This is a genomic window from Actinomyces sp. (genome assembly GCF_030524025.1).
In the GTDB taxonomy this organism is placed as follows: Bacteria; Actinomycetota; Actinomycetes; order Actinomycetales; family Actinomycetaceae; genus Actinomyces.
Genome location: NZ_JAUNHI010000011.1, coordinates 13,887 through 28,935, shown reverse-complemented (window position 1 = coordinate 28,935; position 15,049 = coordinate 13,887). Strand labels below are relative to the sequence as shown.

Below are 15,049 nucleotides of genomic sequence, written 5' to 3'. Positions count from 1 at the left end.
TCCTTTCGGTGCGGGCGGGGTGAGGGGTCGTCAGGTGGCGCGGCGTCCGCGCATGGAGTCCACGACCCGGCTGCGCCGTTCGAGCTCGTGGAGGCACCAGTGGATCGTCGTGGCCATGAGGCACAGGACGACGATGGTGGCGAACAGGCCGGTGGTGTCGACCGTCTGGCGCTGGGAGGCCAGGACCATGCCCAGTCCCTGCCCGCCCATCGTCATCTCCCCGATAACCGCTCCGGTCACCGACAGGGTGAAGCCGGTGCGCAGGCCCGACAGGATGGCGGGCAGGGCCATCGGCAGCTCGATGTGCACGATCATGGAGATCCCGTGGGCGCCGTCGAGCCGCGCGGCGTCGATGACGTCGGAGTCCAGCCCTTTGAGTCCCAGGAGCACGGTGACGGTGATGGGGAAGAAAACCATGAGGACACACAGTGCCACCGTGGGCACGGTTCCGTAGCCGATCCACACGACGAGCAGCGGTGCGATGGCCACCGCGGGCACGGCCTGCAGGGCGGCGACGTAGGGCAGCACCGCCCGGGCGAAGGACCGCGAGCGCGCCAGGGCCCAGGCCAGGGGCAGGGACAGCAGGCCCGCGGTCGCGCTGCCCAGAAGGGCTTCGCGCAGGGTGACCCAGGCGTAGCCCAGGAGGTCTCCCCGGGTCACGCTCAGCCACAGGCGTCGCAGGACGTCGAGGGGGTTGGGCAGGAAGACCGGCTCGATCGTGCCCGAGGCCGTCACCGCCCACCAGACCGCCAGGAGCGCGACGCCCAGGAGAAGCGCGGGGCTCGGCCGCAGGCGCGCGCGGGCGGTGTCGGGGCGGGGCACGGACGCTCATCCTCTCGGTCCCCGGGGACGGGTGCCCCGGGGCGTCTCCGGGGTGAGGGGGTGCAGCCCGCGCGCCGGCGCACGGGTGCGCGCCCCGGTGCGGGGCGCTGCCGCGAGTGCGTCGGCGCCTCGTGCCTCCTCCCATCCGGACTCTCACCGTCGGTGCTGGAGTTCCACCAGCTCAACCGGGCAGCCTCCCCTGCGGGGAGGAGACCCGGGTCGCGGACTGTCACCGCCGGCTCGGAATTTCACCGACCCCGGAGCACGTTGCTGCCCCGACCTTATCCCCGGTGCGGGGTGATGACAAACCTGGCCCGGCCCGGAGGGGCCCACCGGGCCGGCGAGGCGTCTACCCTGGAGCCAGGTCAAGGCGGATGATCGGAGATGATCATGGGATCCGTCCGCTGCCCCGCGGTCGCGGGGAGTTTTTAACCCGAGGACCGTACCGTCCTGTCCGGCATGCTCGATGAGCTGCTCGGTCGGGCCCGACGCTCCCTGCCCCTCCCGGGGGGCCGGGTGCCCAAGGCGCTCATCGTCCCGCACGCGGGCTATGTCTACTCCGGTGCGATGGGGCTTCGCGCGGGTGCATCGGCACGCTGACGGCCCACCGGCCGCTGGGTGAGGATGTCGTGGCCAACGCCGTCCTGGCGGCCACCCGAGACCCGCGCTTCGCTCCGGTCGAGCCCGAGGAGCTCGGTTCCCTGAGCCTGGAGGTCTCGGTGCTCACCGAGCCCGAGCCCTTGGAGGCGGCAGATGAGGCGGAGGTGGTCGCCCGGCTGCGCCCGGGGGTCGACGGGGTCGTCCTCCAGATGGGCCCGCACCGGACGACCTTCCTGCCCCAGGTGTGGGAGGAGCTGGACGACCCACTGGTGTTCCTGGTCCGGCTCAAGCGCAAGGCGGGGCTCGCCGAGGACTTCTGGCACGAGGAGCTGGTGGTCCCGACCTACCGAGTGCGCTGCTGGAGCCGGCCGTGAGCGGGCAGGTCGGTGCCGGCGCGCCGGCGCGCTGGTGGCACCGGGTGGGGGACGGCCGCCTCCAGTGCGACCTGTGCCCGCGCGCCTGCGCGAGGTCCTGGCCACCCTGGTCGACCTGCGGGAGCACACCTCGACGTGGCTGGAGCTGACGACGCTGCTCATCCCCGGGCTCAACGACAGCCCTCGGGAGGTGGGCGCCCTGGCGGCCTGGGTCGCCACCGAGCTCGGGGCCGACACTCCCCTGCACCTGACGGCCTTCCACCCGGCCCACCGCATGCGCGACCGCCCCGCCACCCCCGTGACCAGCCTCGTGGACGCCGGGCGTTTGGCCCTGGAGGCGGGGCTGCGCTTCGTCTACTGGGCAATGTGCTGACCGCGGAGGGGGCGACGACGACCTGCCCGTGCTGCCGGGCCCCACTCATCGAGCGCCGCGGCTACACCCTGGAGGCCTACCGTCTCGATGCCGCCGGCCGCTGCCGCGCCTGCGGGCAGCGGCTGCCCGGTCTCTTCGACGGCGCCGACCCCGGGGACTTCGGGGCCCGGAGGCTGCACGTCAGCCTTCGGGGCTGAGGCCGGCGCGGCCCTGTCAGCGCGTGGCGGCGACCGCGGCCTCGAACTCCTCCTCGACGGCCGGGTCGGGCCGGCCCAGCCGCGAGACCGCCCAGGCCACGAGGAGGTTGCCGACGAATCCGGGCAGGATCTCATAGAGGTCGAAGATGCCTGTGTCGAGGTTGCCCCAGATGATGACGAGCACCGCCCCGGTGACCATGCCCGCCACCGCCCCGGGGGCGGTCAGGCGCCGCCAGTACAGGGACAGCAGGACGGTGGGGCCGAAGGAGGCGCCGAAGCCCGCCCAGGCGAAGGCCACGAGCGCCAGGATCGTGTTGTTCTTCTCCCAGGCCATGGCGGCCGCGACCAGTGAGACGGCGAGCACCGCCAGGCGCGAGTACAGGACGAGTCGCTTGGGTGAGGCCCTCCTGCTCGCGGGCAGCTGGCTGAAGAGGTCCTCGATGAGCGCCGAGGAGGTCACGAGCAGCTGGCTGGATACCGTGGACATGATGGCGGCCAGGATCGCCGCCAGCATGAAGCCGGCGATGAGCGGGTGGAAGAGCAGCTGGCCCAGCGAGATGAAGACGGTCTCGGGGTCGCCCAGTCTGCTGCGATCACGGTGGTAGGTGGCCACGCCCACGATCGCCGTGGCGGCGGCGCCGGCGACGGCGAAGAGCATCCAGCCGATGCCGATGCGGCGGCCGGCGATCGTCTCCTCAGGGCTGCGGATCGCCATGAAGCGCACGATGATGTGGGGCTGGCCGAAGTAGCCCAGGCCCCAGGCCAGCGAGCTGATGACTCCGATGGCCGAGGTGGAGGCTCCCACCATCGCCCAGTAGCCGGGGTCGACGGCGTTGACGGCCTCGACGGTCGCACCGATGCCGCCCAGGTGGATGACGCCGACGACGGGCACGGCCACCAGGGCGCAGACCATCATGACCCCTTGGACGAAGTCGGTGTAGGAGACCGCCAGGAAGCCTCCGACGAGGGTGTAGAGAACGGTGACGGCGGCCACGAGGATCATCCCGGCGCGGTAGCTCATCCCGAAGGAGGAGTTGAAGAACATGCCGCCGGCCACCATGCCCGATGAGACATAGAAGGTGAAGAAGACCAGAATGATGAGGCCCGCGGCCCAGCGCAGCACGTGGGTGGAGTCGTGGAGGCGGTTGTCCAGGAAGCTGGGGATGGTGATCGAGTTCCGCGCGACCTCGGTGTAGGTGCGCAGCCGGGGGGCGACATACCGCCAGTTGAGCCAGGCGCCTACGGTCAGGCCCACGGCGATCCAGGACTCGACCAGGCCCGAGGCGTACAAGGCGCCGGGCAGTCCCATGAGCAGCCAGCCGGACATGTCGGCCGCCCCGGCCGACAGCGCGGTCACCGCCGGGCCCAGGCCGCGGTCGGCGAGCATGTAGTCGTCCAGAGAGTTGTTGCGGCCCGAGGCCCACCATCCGATCGCCACCATCCCAAGGAAGTAGATGGTCATCGAGATGGTCTGGAACGCGGTGTCAGTCATGGATCCTCCCAGGGTGAGGGATGGGTGGGGCCGGTGACACCCTACCCGTTGCGCGCCCGGGCTCGCCCACACAGACGCCGAGGCGGGCCGGCGTAGGCTCGGGCCATGAGCACCATCGGCTCCACACCCACCGACCCGCCCGCCCTGGCCCTGGCCGGGGCGACCGGATACCTGGGCGGCACGGTCGCCCGGCTCTTGTCGGCTCAGGGCGTGCCTCTGCGTCTCCTGGCCCGCAGGCCCGAGGCCGCGCCCAGTCTTCCCGGCTCACGCGCCCTGCCGATCGCCTACGCCGACACCCCGCAGGTCCAGGACAGTCTGGCGGGGGTGAGCACCCTGTTCATGGTCTCGGCCCACGAGTCGCCCTCGCGCATCGAGGAGCACCAGGGCCTCATCGATGCCGCCGCGGCGGCGGGGGTCGGCCACATCGTCTACACCTCCTTCTACGGCGCCAGCCGGCAGGCGACCTTCACGCTCTCACGCGAGCACGCCCGCACCGAGGAGATCCTGGCTGCCTCGGGCATGGAGTTCACGCTCCTGCGGGACAACTTCTACATGGACTTCCTCGTCGAGCTGTGCACCGAGGGCGGGGAGATCCGCGGTCCGGCCGGGCAGGGGGTGTGCTCGGCGGTCACACGCGCCGACGTCGCCGCGGTGGCCGCGGCGGTGCTGGCCGATCCCGATGCCTGGCGGTGCCGGACCCTCGAGCTGACCGGTCCCGAGGAGCTGTCGATGGAACAGGTCGCCCGCACCGTCGCCTCCCGCCTGGGCCGCCCGGTGCCCTACATCGACCAGACCGTCGAGGAGGCCTACACCACCCGGCGGGCCTGGCCGGCCGAGCAGTGGCAGTACGACGCCTGGGTCTCGACCTACACCGCGATCCGTGACGGCGAGCAGTCCGGCCTGTCTGGCGCCGTCGAGGAGGTCCTGGGCCGTCGGCCCGAGTCCCTCGAGGAGTACCTCGACCGCGTCCTGGCCTAGATGATCGATCCCCGGGTCCGGCAACACCCACCTTCTCGCGGAGATCGGGACATATGACACCCCGAGATCGGTAGATATGACACCTCGACGTGTCATTAGAGGTTGCGCCGATAGGTGGCAGCGTGGGGTGCGCGGTGGGCATGGTGGGGTGTGTGGGGGTGAGTTGTCTGCGCTGGTCTGGGCGTGTTGGGGTCTGCTGTGCCCGCTGTTCCAGCAGTCGTCATTGACCCGATCTGGCGAGTTCACCGCCCTGGCCAACACCATCATCACCTGCCAGCTGATCCACCGAGCCTGGACCACCCACCGCTGGGACACCCGACCACGCCGACAACCCTGACCTAACCGCGCAACCTCTTAGTCCCGATCTCGCGGAGGTGGCGGGCCCGGGACTGATGACGCGAGGCGGGGCTCTGACTCAGGCGCTCATCTGCCCGCGCTTGGCCTGCCAGGCGCTGTCTGCCTCGGCGGTGACCTCCTCCAGGGACCTGCCGATCCCTGCGGCCGCATAGGCGCCGATGAGCCCTTCGACCAGGGGCGCCGGGCTGAGCCGGGTGCGTGCGGCCGTGTCGGGGTCGGCCAGCTCCAGGGCGGTCTCGGCACTCATGATCGAGCTGCCGAGGTCGGCCAGGACGAGCACCCCGCCGCGCCCGCCCGGGGCCTGGGCGGCTCTCTCGATCGCCGCCAGGATGCTCCCGGTGTCGGTGCCCAGGCCGCCGTCGTCGAGTCCCGCGGCGACCTCGACAACGACATCGAGGCCCGTGACCAGCTCGCGGGCCAGGTCGACCGCCGACTGCGCCAGGGCGTGGGAGTGGCTGACCACGACGATGCCGACGCCGGTCACGACCGGTCCTCCTCGGCACCCAGGACGTCGGCCAGGGCCTGGACGATAAGCGCTGTCGAGGCCGCGCCGGGGTCGATGTGGCCGATGGAGCGCTCGCCGAGGTAGGAGGCGCGGCCCTTGGTGGCCAGCATCGGCGCGGTGGCGTCGCGGCCGGCGGCCGCGGCACGGGCGGCCGCGCGGGCCGCGGCCGCCGGGTCCTCGGGGTCGCGCCGGGCCTCCAGGGCCGGGGTCCAGGCGGCGCGCCTGGTCTTCTCCCCCGCCTGGGCCCTGCCCCGCTGGACGATCCCGCCGATCCCGGCCTCGACGGCGTCGGCGATCCCCGACGCGCCCAGCGCCGGGTCCTGCCCGCAGGCCGCGGCGGCGCGCAGGAAGAAGGTGCCGTACAGGGGCCCCGAGGCGCCGCCGACCTTGGAGACCAGGGCCAGGGCGGCGGGCTTGAGCACCGCCGCCGGGGTGTCGGCCCGCTCGGCGCCGAGCGCCTCGACCGCCTCGACGGCGGCCGCCATGCCGCGGGCCATGTTGGCGCCGTGGTCGGCGTCCCCGATCGCGGCGTCGAGGGCCGTCAGCTCCTCGGCGTCACGGCAGATCAGCTCGCGGGCGCGCAGCACCCAGGCCCGGGCCCGCTCGGCGTCCAGGACGGTTACGGGGTTCGTCGCGCTCACCGTCACGCCCCCCAGCGCAGGCCCGGGGTGGACACAGGAGCGTCCCACAGCCGCAGCATCTCGGCGTCGGCGCGCACGAGCGTCAGGGAGCAGCCCGCCATGTCCAGGCTCGTGATGTAGTTGCCCACGAGTCTGCGCGCGACCGCGACCCCGGCCTCCTGGAGGAGGCGGGCGACCTCGGCGTAGACGACGTAGAGCTCGATGAGCGGGCTGGCGCCCATCCCGTTGAGCAGCGCGATGACGCCGTGGTCCTCCCCGGCGGGGGCCTCGGGCAGCTCGGCCAGAAGCGGCTCGACCAGCCGTGCGGCGATCTGGTCCGCCGGTGCCACGGGCTCGCGATGGCGTCCGGGCTCGCCGTGGATGCCGATGCCGATCTCCATCTCCTCCTCGGGCAGGTCGAAGGAGGGCTTGCCGTTGGCCGGCACGGTGCAGGAGGTCAGGGCCATGCCCATCGACCGGCCGGCGCGGCTGACCCGCTCGGCCACGGCGGCGACCTCGGCCAGCGGGCGCCCCTCCTCGGCGGCGGCGCCGGCGATCTTCTCAACGATGACGGTCACGCCCACCCCGCGCCGGCCGGCGGTGTACAGGGAGTCCTCGACGGCGACGTCGTCGGCGGTGACCACCGTGGCGACCTGCGTGCCGGACTCGGCGGCGACGAGCTCGGCGGCCATCTCGAAGTTCATGATGTCGCCGGTGTAGTTCTTCACGATGTGCAGCACGCCGGCGCCCCGGTCCACCGCGGCGGTGGCCGCCGCGATCTGGTCGGGGACCGGGGAGGTGAAGATCTCTCCGGCGCAGGCGGCGTCGAGCATGCCCGCGCCCACGAAGCCGCCGTGGAGCGGCTCGTGGCCGCTGCCACCGCCCGAGACGATGGCCACGCGGCCCTGTTCCTTGGGGACGGCGCGGTAGACGACGCGCTGGTCGAGGTCGACCGACAGGACGCCGGGGTGGGCCGCCGCCATGCCGGCCAAGGCGTCGGAGACGACGGTTTCGGCGGAGTTGATCAGCTTCTTCATGCGCCGACCCTACCGCACTACGGCACAGGTCACAGCCACTCCTGACCGGTGGCCGGACGATCAGGGCTCAGGCGGGGATGCCGACGTAGACCGTCTCGAGGTACTCCTCGATGCCCTCCCGGCCGCCCTCGCGCCCCAGGCCGGAGCGTTTGACCCCGCCAAAGGGGGCCGCGGGGTTGGAGGTGGTCGCCGAGTTGACCCCGAGCATGCCGAGCTCGAGCCGCTCGGCCAGCCGCATGGCCCGTTCCATGTCGCGGGTGTGAAGGTAGCCGGCCAGCCCCATGGGGTCGGCGTTGACGCGCCTGAGCAGCTCGTCCTCGTCCTCGAAGGCGGTCACGGGTGCCACCGGGCCGAAGACCTCCTGCCGGAGGATCGGGGCCTCGGGGTCCAGGCCGGTCAGGACCGTGGGCGGGTAGAAGAACCCCGCGCCGTCGGGCACCCTGCCGCCGACGACGGCGGTGGCGCCCCGCTTGAGGGCGCCGTCGACCAGGCCGGCCACCTTGTCGCGGTGGGCGGCACTGATGAGGGGGCCGACGTCGACGCCCTCGACAGTTCCGGGGCCCACGCGCTGGGAGGCCATCTCCTGGCTGAGCGCCTCGACGAAGGCGTCGTGGAGGCGGCGGTGGACGAGGATGTGGTCGGCGGCGTTGCACGCCTGCCCCATGTTGCGCAGCTTCGTGGTCACCGCCGCCTCCACGGCGGCCTCGAGGTCGGCGTCGTCGAAGACGATGAAGGGGGCGTGGCCGCCCAGCTCCATCGAGGTGCGCAGCACCCCGTCGGCGGCCTGGGCCAGCAGGGCCGAGCCGACGGCGGTCGATCCGGTGAAGGACAGCTTGCGCAGACGCCGGTCGGCCATGATGCCGGAGACGAGACTCGGGCCGCTGGTCGTGGGCAGCACCGACAGCACGCCGGCGGGCAGGCCGGCCTCTGCCAGGATGCGCGCCAGGAGCAGGGCGGTCAGCGGGGTCAGCTCGGAGGGCTTGAGGATGGCCGTGCACCCGGCCGCCAGAGCCGGTGCGATCTTGCGGGTGGCCATGGCCAGGGGAAAGTTCCACGGCGTGATGAGCAGGCAGGGCCCCACGGGCCGGCGCAGGACGATGGCACGCAGGCGGCCCTCGGGCAGGGCGTAGGCATCGCCCCGCACGCGCACCGCCTCCTCGGAGAACCAGCGCAGGAACTCCGCGCCGTAGGCGACCTCGGCACGGGACTGGTCCAGGAGCTTGCCCATCTCCAGGGTCATGAGCCGGGCGAGGTCCTCGGCGTAGGTGGTCGTCGCCAGCTCGAAGGCGCGGCGCAGGATGTCGCTGCGCTCGCGCGCCGGCGTGTCCCGCCAGGCCTCCTGGGAGGCGTGCGCCGCCTCGAGCGCGCAAGCGGCGTCATCGGGCCCGGCGTCGGCGACCTCGGCCAGGACCCGGCCGGTGGCGGGGTCGAGCACCTCCAGGCGCCGGCCGGAGGCCGCGGGGCGGAACTGCCCGGCGACGAACAGCTCGGTGGGCGCGCGCCCGGGCAAGGACGAGGTGGCGGTCGGGGTGGCGGTCGGGGTGGGGGTCATGCGGTCCTCCCTGAGGTCGGTCGTGTGGGACGGGGCGCTGTGCACAGCACGATGGCAACGGCGTACCCGCCGTCGTGGCTGACCGACACCGGCCAGTGCTCCGGAGTGTCGGCCTGTGGCCCCAGGCTGGCGCGCAGCGCCTGCCCGAGGCCGCCGAGCAGGCGCAGCGAGGGCCGGCCCCAGCGGTCGGTGACGAGCTCGACCTCCTGCCAGTCGAGCTCCTCGGGCGCGAGCACCGGGGGTCCCGCCCGCCCGCCCGCGGCGACGGCCTGGGACCAGGCCTTGACGAAGGCCTCCTTGGCGGCCCATCGGGCGGCGAGGTGCTCAGCCTCCCGGGAGCCCTTGTCCTGTGCCCGACGGCGCGCCTCACGGCGCTCGCGGGCCGTGAAGGCCCGCTCGGCGAAGACGGTGCCGGGCTGGTCGAGCTGCCCGGCCAGCGAGGGGACGTCGACGAGGTCGACACCGACGCCGAGCACCCCGGCGCCCCCGGCGCTCCCGGGCGGCACAGGTGGCACAGGCGGGCTGGTGGTGTTCATGGCCCCAGTGTCTCGCGCCGCCTGCCGGCTCGCCGCACGATCCCCGGCGGGTGACCGGGTGCTATGACCCGGCGAACAGGCTCAGGGCGGCCGCGTTGGACCAGGCCATTTGCAGGCCGATGATCGCGGCGATCCACAGCAGGGTCACCTTGGCCTCGTACTCCAGCCTGGGGACCAGCCGGTTGAGGCAACCGAAGAAGCGGTCGCCGACCAGCGCTGCGACGGCGATGATCAGACCCGCCGGCAGCACCATGACCAGGCAGTAGCCCGCCAGGACCACCAGCCTGCCGACCTGGCCGGTGTCCATCCCGGCGATGATCCCTGTTGCAGCGATGTAGGGCACCATCGTGGCCGCCTCAGTCAGTGCCGCCCCCAGGCCCAAGGCAATGGTCGCTCTCAGACCGGTGGGCGCCGGACGGCTCGCGGCCGGTCCGGGATCGGCCGGGTCCGGCTTCTTGGGCCCGGGGGCGAGAATACCGAACAGGGCCAGGCCCGCTCCCAGGACGAGCCCCAGCCAGCGGAAGGTGTCGGTGCGGGTCAGCGGCACGACCACCTCAGCGAACACGTCGAATCCAGCCAGCAGCGCCGTTCCCAGGGCGAAGTACACGGTGCACACGGTGAGGAAGTAGACGCTCATCGTGCCCAGGTCGACGCGACGGCGCCACATCACCAGGCCCAGAGGAATGACCAGGGTGCCCAGGCTCGTGGAGTCCAGGAGTGCCAGCCCGACAAGGGCCAGGAGGTCTCCCACTGCCGTTCCTTCCGTCTGCGCACCAATCCACTGTCGTACAATTGTACGACGCGTATTCTGTGGGCGTCCAGCACGTCAGGAGCCTGCTATGTTGGTACCCAGTCCCGTCACGCCTTTGACGAAGCGCTTGTCCGCAACGGGGACCGTGATCGCGGACGCGACGATCACCGTCATCGCGCGGGACGGCTTCGACCGGGTCAGTGTGCGCACCGTCGCGGCGCAGTCCCAGCTCGCGCCCGGCACCGTCCAGTACCACGCACGGACGCGTCAGGACCTCCTGACCAACGCCTTCATCCGCTCGGTCCAGCGGCAGGACAAGCGCATCCGGGCCCTGCCACGTGCCGGCAGCCCGCTGGAGGCCATGCACCAGTCCCTCAGTGAGCTCTTGCCCACCGGGGGCGCGCGGCGGGAGGACGCGGCGCTCTGGGTGGCCTACGGGGCGGTCGCCTCGACCCGGCCCTGGCTTGCTGAGCTGTACTGGTCCGCCCTCGTGCTGTTCCGCACCCGGCTCGAGACGGCCCTCGCCTCGGCTCACGACGCAGGGCGCCTCGTGCCGGGCATGACGCCGTCCGCGGCAGCGCGACTGGTCACCGCGCTCGTCAACGGCCTGACGATCGACTACCTCAACGCCCCTGAGACCGAGCAGCAGGAGATCGCCCGCGAGCTTCACCGCGGCCTGGCGCTCATCCTTCGCTGACCTCCAGGCCACCTCGCCGCCCGGATCGCCCCATGTCAGCCGGGGAACGCCTGTGCGGCGGGCCCGGGAAGGGGTCCGCCGCACAGGCGTGGAGGCCGGGCCAGCGCCCGGGGCGCTCAGTCCTCCTGGGAGGCCCGCTCGCCGGCGTGGTAGACGCCGTCGGTGCCCAGGCGCGCCTGCGGGTCCAGGAGCATGGCGGCCTCGACCTCGTGGGGGTCGCGATACTTGGTCTCCTCGCCCAGGCGGCGGCCCTCGACGGTCTCGAACAGCGGGGCGCGGCCGATCATGCCGGCCCGGCGGCGACGGGTGCCCGCGGCCAGGCGGCGGTTGGCCGACTCCAGCCAGGCCTCGACGGCCTCCTGGCCGCCGGCCTTGCGCAGGGCCGCCTCGAAGGCGCCGGGGTGGACGATGGCGACCAGGCCCGAGACATGGCCGAAGCCCAGTGAGGTGAGCAGGCCGGCGCGCACCGGGCCCGCGCCTGGCACCCGGCCGTCGGCACCACCGCGGCCGGTCAGGCGGATGGGCGTACGCGGCCACACCCAGAAGGCGTCGCGCTCCAGGGGGGCGTCGACGACGTCGAGGCTGGCGTTGCCCGGGGCCACACCGGTGGCCAGGATCTCGGTGAGCCCGGCGACCTGGAACAGCGCCGCACCACCCTTGGCGTGACCGGTGATGGTCTTCTGGGACACGGCCACGAGCGGGTTGCCCTCGGAGCGTCCCAGGGCCCGGGCGAGCCGGGTGTGCAGCTCAGACTCGTTGGGGTCGTTGACGTCGGTCGCGGTGTCGTGCTTGGAGACCACGGCGATGTCATCGGCCTCGACGCCCAGGCGGGCCAGGGACCTGGCCAGGCGCGAGTCCTTGCCGCCGCGGCCCGCACCCAGGGCACCCAGGCCGGGGGCCGGGATGGAGGTGTGGGCGCCGTCGGCGTAGGAGGACACGAAGCCCAGCACGCCGGCCACCGGCAGGCCCAGCTCGGCGGCCACCGAGCCGCGGGCCAGGATGACGGTGCCGCCTCCCTCGGCCTCGACGAAGCCGCCGCGGCGGCGGTCGTTGGCCCGGGAGAAGTGGCGGGCGGAGATGCCCTTGGCGTACATGGCCGCCGCCTCGGCGGTGGCGTTCATGTTGCCGAAGCCGACCACCGACTCGATGGAGATGTCGTCGATGGCGCCGGCCACGACGACATCGGCCTTGCCCAGGGCGATCTTGTCCCAGCCCTCCTCGATGGACACCGCGGCGGTCGCGCAGGCGCTGACCGGCTGGACCATCGACCCGTAGCCCCCGACGTAGGACTGCATGACGTGGGCGGCCACGACATTGGGCAGGGCCTCCTGGAGGATGTCGCTGGGACGCTCCTCCCCCAGGAAGCGGCCGACGAACATCTTGCGCATCGACTCCATGCCGCCGAAGCCCGTCCCCTGGGTGCAGGCGACGTCGGCGGGGTGGACGGCGGTGAGCAGCTCGGCGGGGGTGAAGCCCGCCGACAGGAAGGCGTCGACCGCGGTGACGAGGTTCCACGCGGCGATCGTGTCCATGCCCTCGGTCATCGAGGCGGGGATGCCCCACCGCTGGGGGTCGAAGTCGACCGGGAACTGGCCGCCGACCGTGCGCGACAGGGCGGCGCGGCGCGGCACCCGGGCCAGCGAGCCCGCCAGGCGGGTGACGGTCCACTCCCCGGTGGCCTCGTCGGGGGCCACGAGGGTGTGCTCGGGGTCGGTGGCCTCGATGGTGCGGGCGGTGGCCTCATCGGCCACGGTCAGCGTGATGTCGCGGTCGAGGTAGACCGAGACCTCCTCGGGAGCCACCGGGGCGATGACCCCGTCGTCGACGAACTCGCGGATGCCGCAGCGGGCCACGACCTCGTCGCGGTAGCGCTCGAGGATGTCGGACTCCTCGACGAGCTCGCCCTCGGTGTCGTACCAGCCCGCCGAGGGGCTGTCCTGCCAGGTGAGCAGACCCATGCCCCAGGCGAGCTCGAGCACGCCGGCGGCGGTCAGCTCGACGTCGTCCCCACTGGTCATGCCCAACTCGGCCTCGCGGCGGGTGCGGCCCGACCCCCAGGTCGAGACCTCCCCGGAGGAGACCACGACGATGACCTCGTCGAGGTCGACGTCCACCTCGCCCCAGTCCGGGGCGGTGGGCTGGGTGGGCACCGAAGGAGTCGGCAGGGCCTTGATGAGCGCCGGGGCGTCCTCGGGCTCGTCCTGGGCGGGCGCGACGGCGGCCGCGGCGCTCTCGCGCAGGGCCACGAGGTCGACGTCCTCGCCCAGGCCCCCGGTCAGATCGGCCAGGACCGGGCGCGTGGCGGCCTGGGTGCGCACCTGCTCGGTGCACAGGGCCAGCAGCTCGGCGGCGATCTCCTCGGTGGCCCAGGTGCGCACCCCGGCGGCCTCGACGGCAGCCACAAGCGGGTCGTTGCCTCCCATGAGCCCGGTGCCGCGGACCCAGCCGATGCGCGGGTGGGCCAGGGTGACCCTGGCGGACCAGGCCTTCTCCGAGCTCCAGCGGTTGACCACGGCGTCGAGGGCCGACTTGACCTCGCCGTAGGCGCCGTCACCGCCGAAGGTGCCCCGGTTGGGCGAACCGGGCAGGACGACGTGGAGCCGGTGGTCGACGTGGGTGTCGGTGCCGATGGCCGACAGGGCGGCGATCGTGCGCTCCACGCTCCACAGCAGCAGGCGGGTCTGGGACTCCGCCTCGGGCCCGGCGTCGGCCAGGGTGCCCGCCACCCGGGGGGCGGCGAAGGGAAACAGGAGGGTGGGGACGAGCGCCTCCTTGACCAGGGTCGTCTTGCCGCCGGCGGTGACCACCTGGTCGGTGCCGATCCACTCGGCCAGGGCGTCGACGTCCCGGTAGGAGGCGAGGTTGGCCGGCACGATCCACAGGCGCGCCCCGGCCGAGGCGTGGTCGCGGTACAGGCGCGTGGCGAAGGCCAGGCGCTCGTGGCTCAGCCGCGAGCTCGTGGCCACGACCGTGGCCCCGCCGGCGAGCAGGTCGCCCACGACGGCGGCGGCGATGGAGCCGGGGGCCACGCCGGTGACGACGGCGACCTGGTCGGCCCAGCGCACGCAGTCGGCGCCCGCGACGGGGGCCTGCGCGGCCGACCGGGAGATCGCCTGGGCGATGGCGGCGCGCTCGGCGGCGTCGGGGGCCTGGGAGGCGCCCAGCTGCCGGGCCCACCAGGCGGCCTGGTCGGCCACGGCCGCGCCCAGGCCGGTGAAGCGCTCGGGGGCCAGCAGGCTGGCCTGGTCCGGGGCTGTCTCACCGTTGCCCAGGCGGGCCAGGTCCTCGCGGGCGGTGGCCCAGCGGTCGTCGATGAGGACGGCGCGCTCGGGGCTGAAGGAGGGGGTGACCGAGGCCACCCAGCCGGAGCCGAGCTCGGTGTTGACCGCCTCGATGGCGGCCCGGGTGGCGGCGGCCTCGTCCTCGGCGTCGGCCGGGACGGTGGCCTTGTCCGACAGGCCGAGGGCCTCGAGGATCGTGCGGGCGGTCGTGGCCAGCACGCCGCTGTCGCCGGTGACGGTCTCGGCGAAGGCATCCAGTGCCGCGGAGTCGACCACCGCTCCCCCGGCGCCGCCGGCGCTGGGCTTGGACACGGCCACGCCGTGGGCGCCGGCCACCTCCTGGACGGCCTTGTCGATGAGGGCGTCGACGGCGGCCGCGTTGGTCAGCGGCGCGGAGGTGCCCAGGGATGCCAGGTCCTCGCCCCGCATCGAGCCGCCCTCGCGGGTGCCCAGGAACACCGCGGCGGTCACGTGGGAGACCCAGCCGTCGCCCAGTGCCCAGGTGCCGGTGACGCGGTCGGCCACGCGGGTGGCGCGCACCCCGGAGGGTCCCAGGATGCGGCCCAGACCGGTGCGGATGGCGTCGGTGAGCACCGGCCCGAAGGGCTTGTAGCCCGGCGCCCCCTTGGCCACCGTGGCCGACAGCGCGGTCATGTCGGCGTCGGCGGCCCCGTCGATCGAGGCCAGCTGGAGCTCGGTGCCCATGTCCATGAGCAGCTGGTTGCGGCGCGAGGACACGCCGTTGGTCAGCGTCTCGGTGGTGTCGGTGGTGCCGATCTGCTCGGGGCGGATGCGTGCGGCGTGGGCCAGGAGCACCGTCAGGGCGTCGGTGGCGCCGAAGGGCAGGTCCTCGACCGGACCGGTGGGCGCGGGACCA

Annotated in this window: 14 protein-coding genes, 1 pseudogene and 1 riboswitch; of the genes and pseudogenes, 6 read left to right on the top strand and 9 right to left on the bottom strand. The window is 73.3% G+C overall.

All coding sequences use genetic code 11. The features are described 5' to 3' along the window. Positions 1 to 30 precede the first annotated feature (30 nt). Entirely contained in the window at positions 31 to 822 is a 792-nt protein-coding gene (locus Q4C85_RS05970) for an ABC transporter permease (RefSeq protein ID WP_303140581.1), read from the bottom strand. A gap of 128 nt (positions 823 to 950) precedes the next feature. Then, a riboswitch (FMN riboswitch) is annotated at positions 951 to 1,091 on the bottom strand. 175 nt (positions 1,092 to 1,266) lie between these two features. Here Q4C85_RS05970 and amrB point away from each other — a divergent pair. The 4 genes and pseudogenes from amrB to Q4C85_RS05950 all read left to right on the top strand — a co-directional run. Beyond that, a pseudogene (amrB, locus tag Q4C85_RS05965) lies at positions 1,267 to 1,422 on the top strand (AmmeMemoRadiSam system protein B); the annotation flags it as partial. After that, the gene (amrA, locus tag Q4C85_RS05960; RefSeq protein WP_368501420.1) at positions 1,410 to 1,796 is read left to right on the top strand and encodes an AmmeMemoRadiSam system protein A; all 387 of its coding nucleotides are present in this window, start codon (positions 1,410 to 1,412) and stop codon (positions 1,794 to 1,796) included. The pseudogene amrB and the gene amrA, both read left to right, overlap by 13 nt. Before the next feature lie 73 nt (positions 1,797 to 1,869). Further along, positions 1,870 to 2,169 carry a hypothetical protein gene (locus tag Q4C85_RS05955; RefSeq protein ID WP_303140579.1) on the top strand — a complete coding sequence of 100 codons (300 nt, stop codon included), beginning with the start codon at positions 1,870 to 1,872 and terminating at the stop codon, positions 2,167 to 2,169. Beyond that, positions 2,163 to 2,366 carry a hypothetical protein gene (locus tag Q4C85_RS05950; protein ID WP_303140578.1) on the top strand — a complete coding sequence of 68 codons (204 nt, stop codon included), beginning with the start codon at positions 2,163 to 2,165 and terminating at the stop codon, positions 2,364 to 2,366. Before Q4C85_RS05955 ends, Q4C85_RS05950 begins: the two co-directional genes overlap by 7 nt. A 16-nt stretch (positions 2,367 to 2,382) precedes the next feature. On the opposite strand, the gene putP is transcribed toward Q4C85_RS05950, so the two are convergent. After that, positions 2,383 to 3,858, bottom strand: a complete 1,476-nt coding sequence (putP, locus tag Q4C85_RS05945) for a sodium/proline symporter PutP (RefSeq protein WP_303140577.1) — start codon at positions 3,856 to 3,858, stop codon at positions 2,383 to 2,385. A gap of 105 nt (positions 3,859 to 3,963) precedes the next feature. Between putP and Q4C85_RS05940 the strand changes: the two genes are divergently transcribed. After that, a complete protein-coding gene (locus Q4C85_RS05940) occupies positions 3,964 to 4,836 on the top strand; it encodes an NAD(P)H-binding protein (protein WP_303140575.1) in 873 nt (290 codons plus the stop codon). Positions 4,837 to 5,251: 415 nt separating this feature from the next. On the opposite strand, the gene dhaM is transcribed toward Q4C85_RS05940, so the two are convergent. The 6 genes from dhaM to Q4C85_RS05910 all read right to left on the bottom strand — a co-directional run bounded on the left by dhaM (position 5,252) and on the right by Q4C85_RS05910 (position 10,194). After that, a complete protein-coding gene (gene dhaM / locus Q4C85_RS05935; RefSeq protein WP_303140573.1) occupies positions 5,252 to 5,677 on the bottom strand; it encodes a dihydroxyacetone kinase phosphoryl donor subunit DhaM in 426 nt (141 codons plus the stop codon). Further along, on the bottom strand, positions 5,674 to 6,339 hold the full coding sequence (gene dhaL / locus Q4C85_RS05930; RefSeq protein WP_303140571.1) for a dihydroxyacetone kinase subunit DhaL: 666 nt from the start codon (positions 6,337 to 6,339) through the stop codon (positions 5,674 to 5,676). The genes dhaM and dhaL overlap by 4 nt, the downstream gene beginning before the upstream one ends. A 2-nt stretch (positions 6,340 to 6,341) precedes the next feature. Next, positions 6,342 to 7,355 carry a dihydroxyacetone kinase subunit DhaK gene (dhaK, locus tag Q4C85_RS05925; protein ID WP_303140569.1) on the bottom strand — a complete coding sequence of 338 codons (1,014 nt, stop codon included), beginning with the start codon at positions 7,353 to 7,355 and terminating at the stop codon, positions 6,342 to 6,344. Positions 7,356 to 7,422: 67 nt separating this feature from the next. Further along, positions 7,423 to 8,907 carry an NAD-dependent succinate-semialdehyde dehydrogenase gene (locus Q4C85_RS05920; protein WP_303140567.1) on the bottom strand — a complete coding sequence of 495 codons (1,485 nt, stop codon included), beginning with the start codon at positions 8,905 to 8,907 and terminating at the stop codon, positions 7,423 to 7,425. After that, the gene (locus Q4C85_RS05915) at positions 8,904 to 9,443 is read right to left on the bottom strand and encodes a holo-ACP synthase (RefSeq protein ID WP_303140566.1); all 540 of its coding nucleotides are present in this window, start codon (positions 9,441 to 9,443) and stop codon (positions 8,904 to 8,906) included. The genes Q4C85_RS05920 and Q4C85_RS05915 overlap by 4 nt, the downstream gene beginning before the upstream one ends. Positions 9,444 to 9,504: 61 nt before the next feature. After that, on the bottom strand, positions 9,505 to 10,194 hold the full coding sequence (locus Q4C85_RS05910; RefSeq protein ID WP_303140564.1) for a GAP family protein: 690 nt from the start codon (positions 10,192 to 10,194) through the stop codon (positions 9,505 to 9,507). Positions 10,195 to 10,282: 88 nt separating this feature from the next. On the opposite strand from Q4C85_RS05910, the gene Q4C85_RS05905 reads away from it, so the two are divergent. Further along, positions 10,283 to 10,891 carry a TetR/AcrR family transcriptional regulator gene (locus Q4C85_RS05905; RefSeq protein WP_303140562.1) on the top strand — a complete coding sequence of 203 codons (609 nt, stop codon included), beginning with the start codon at positions 10,283 to 10,285 and terminating at the stop codon, positions 10,889 to 10,891. Positions 10,892 to 11,007: 116 nt separating this feature from the next. Here Q4C85_RS05905 and Q4C85_RS05900 read toward each other — a convergent pair. Next, positions 11,008 to 15,049, bottom strand: a 4,042-nt coding sequence (locus tag Q4C85_RS05900) for a beta-ketoacyl synthase N-terminal-like domain-containing protein (RefSeq protein ID WP_303140561.1), incomplete at its 5' end; no start/stop codon positions are given.

Coding starts and splice junctions, on each gene's coding strand:
- Q4C85_RS05940 (WP_303140575.1), top strand. CDS start 3,964: ATGAGCACCATCGGCTCCACACCCACCGACCCGCCCGCCCTGGCCCTG.
- Q4C85_RS05915 (WP_303140566.1), bottom strand. CDS start 9,443: ATGAACACCACCAGCCCGCCTGTGCCACCTGTGCCGCCCGGGAGCGCC.
- dhaK (WP_303140569.1), bottom strand. CDS start 7,355: ATGAAGAAGCTGATCAACTCCGCCGAAACCGTCGTCTCCGACGCCTTG.
- putP (WP_303140577.1), bottom strand. CDS start 3,858: ATGACTGACACCGCGTTCCAGACCATCTCGATGACCATCTACTTCCTT.
- Q4C85_RS05920 (WP_303140567.1), bottom strand. CDS start 8,907: ATGACCCCCACCCCGACCGCCACCCCGACCGCCACCTCGTCCTTGCCC.
- Q4C85_RS05905 (WP_303140562.1), top strand. CDS start 10,283: ATGTTGGTACCCAGTCCCGTCACGCCTTTGACGAAGCGCTTGTCCGCA.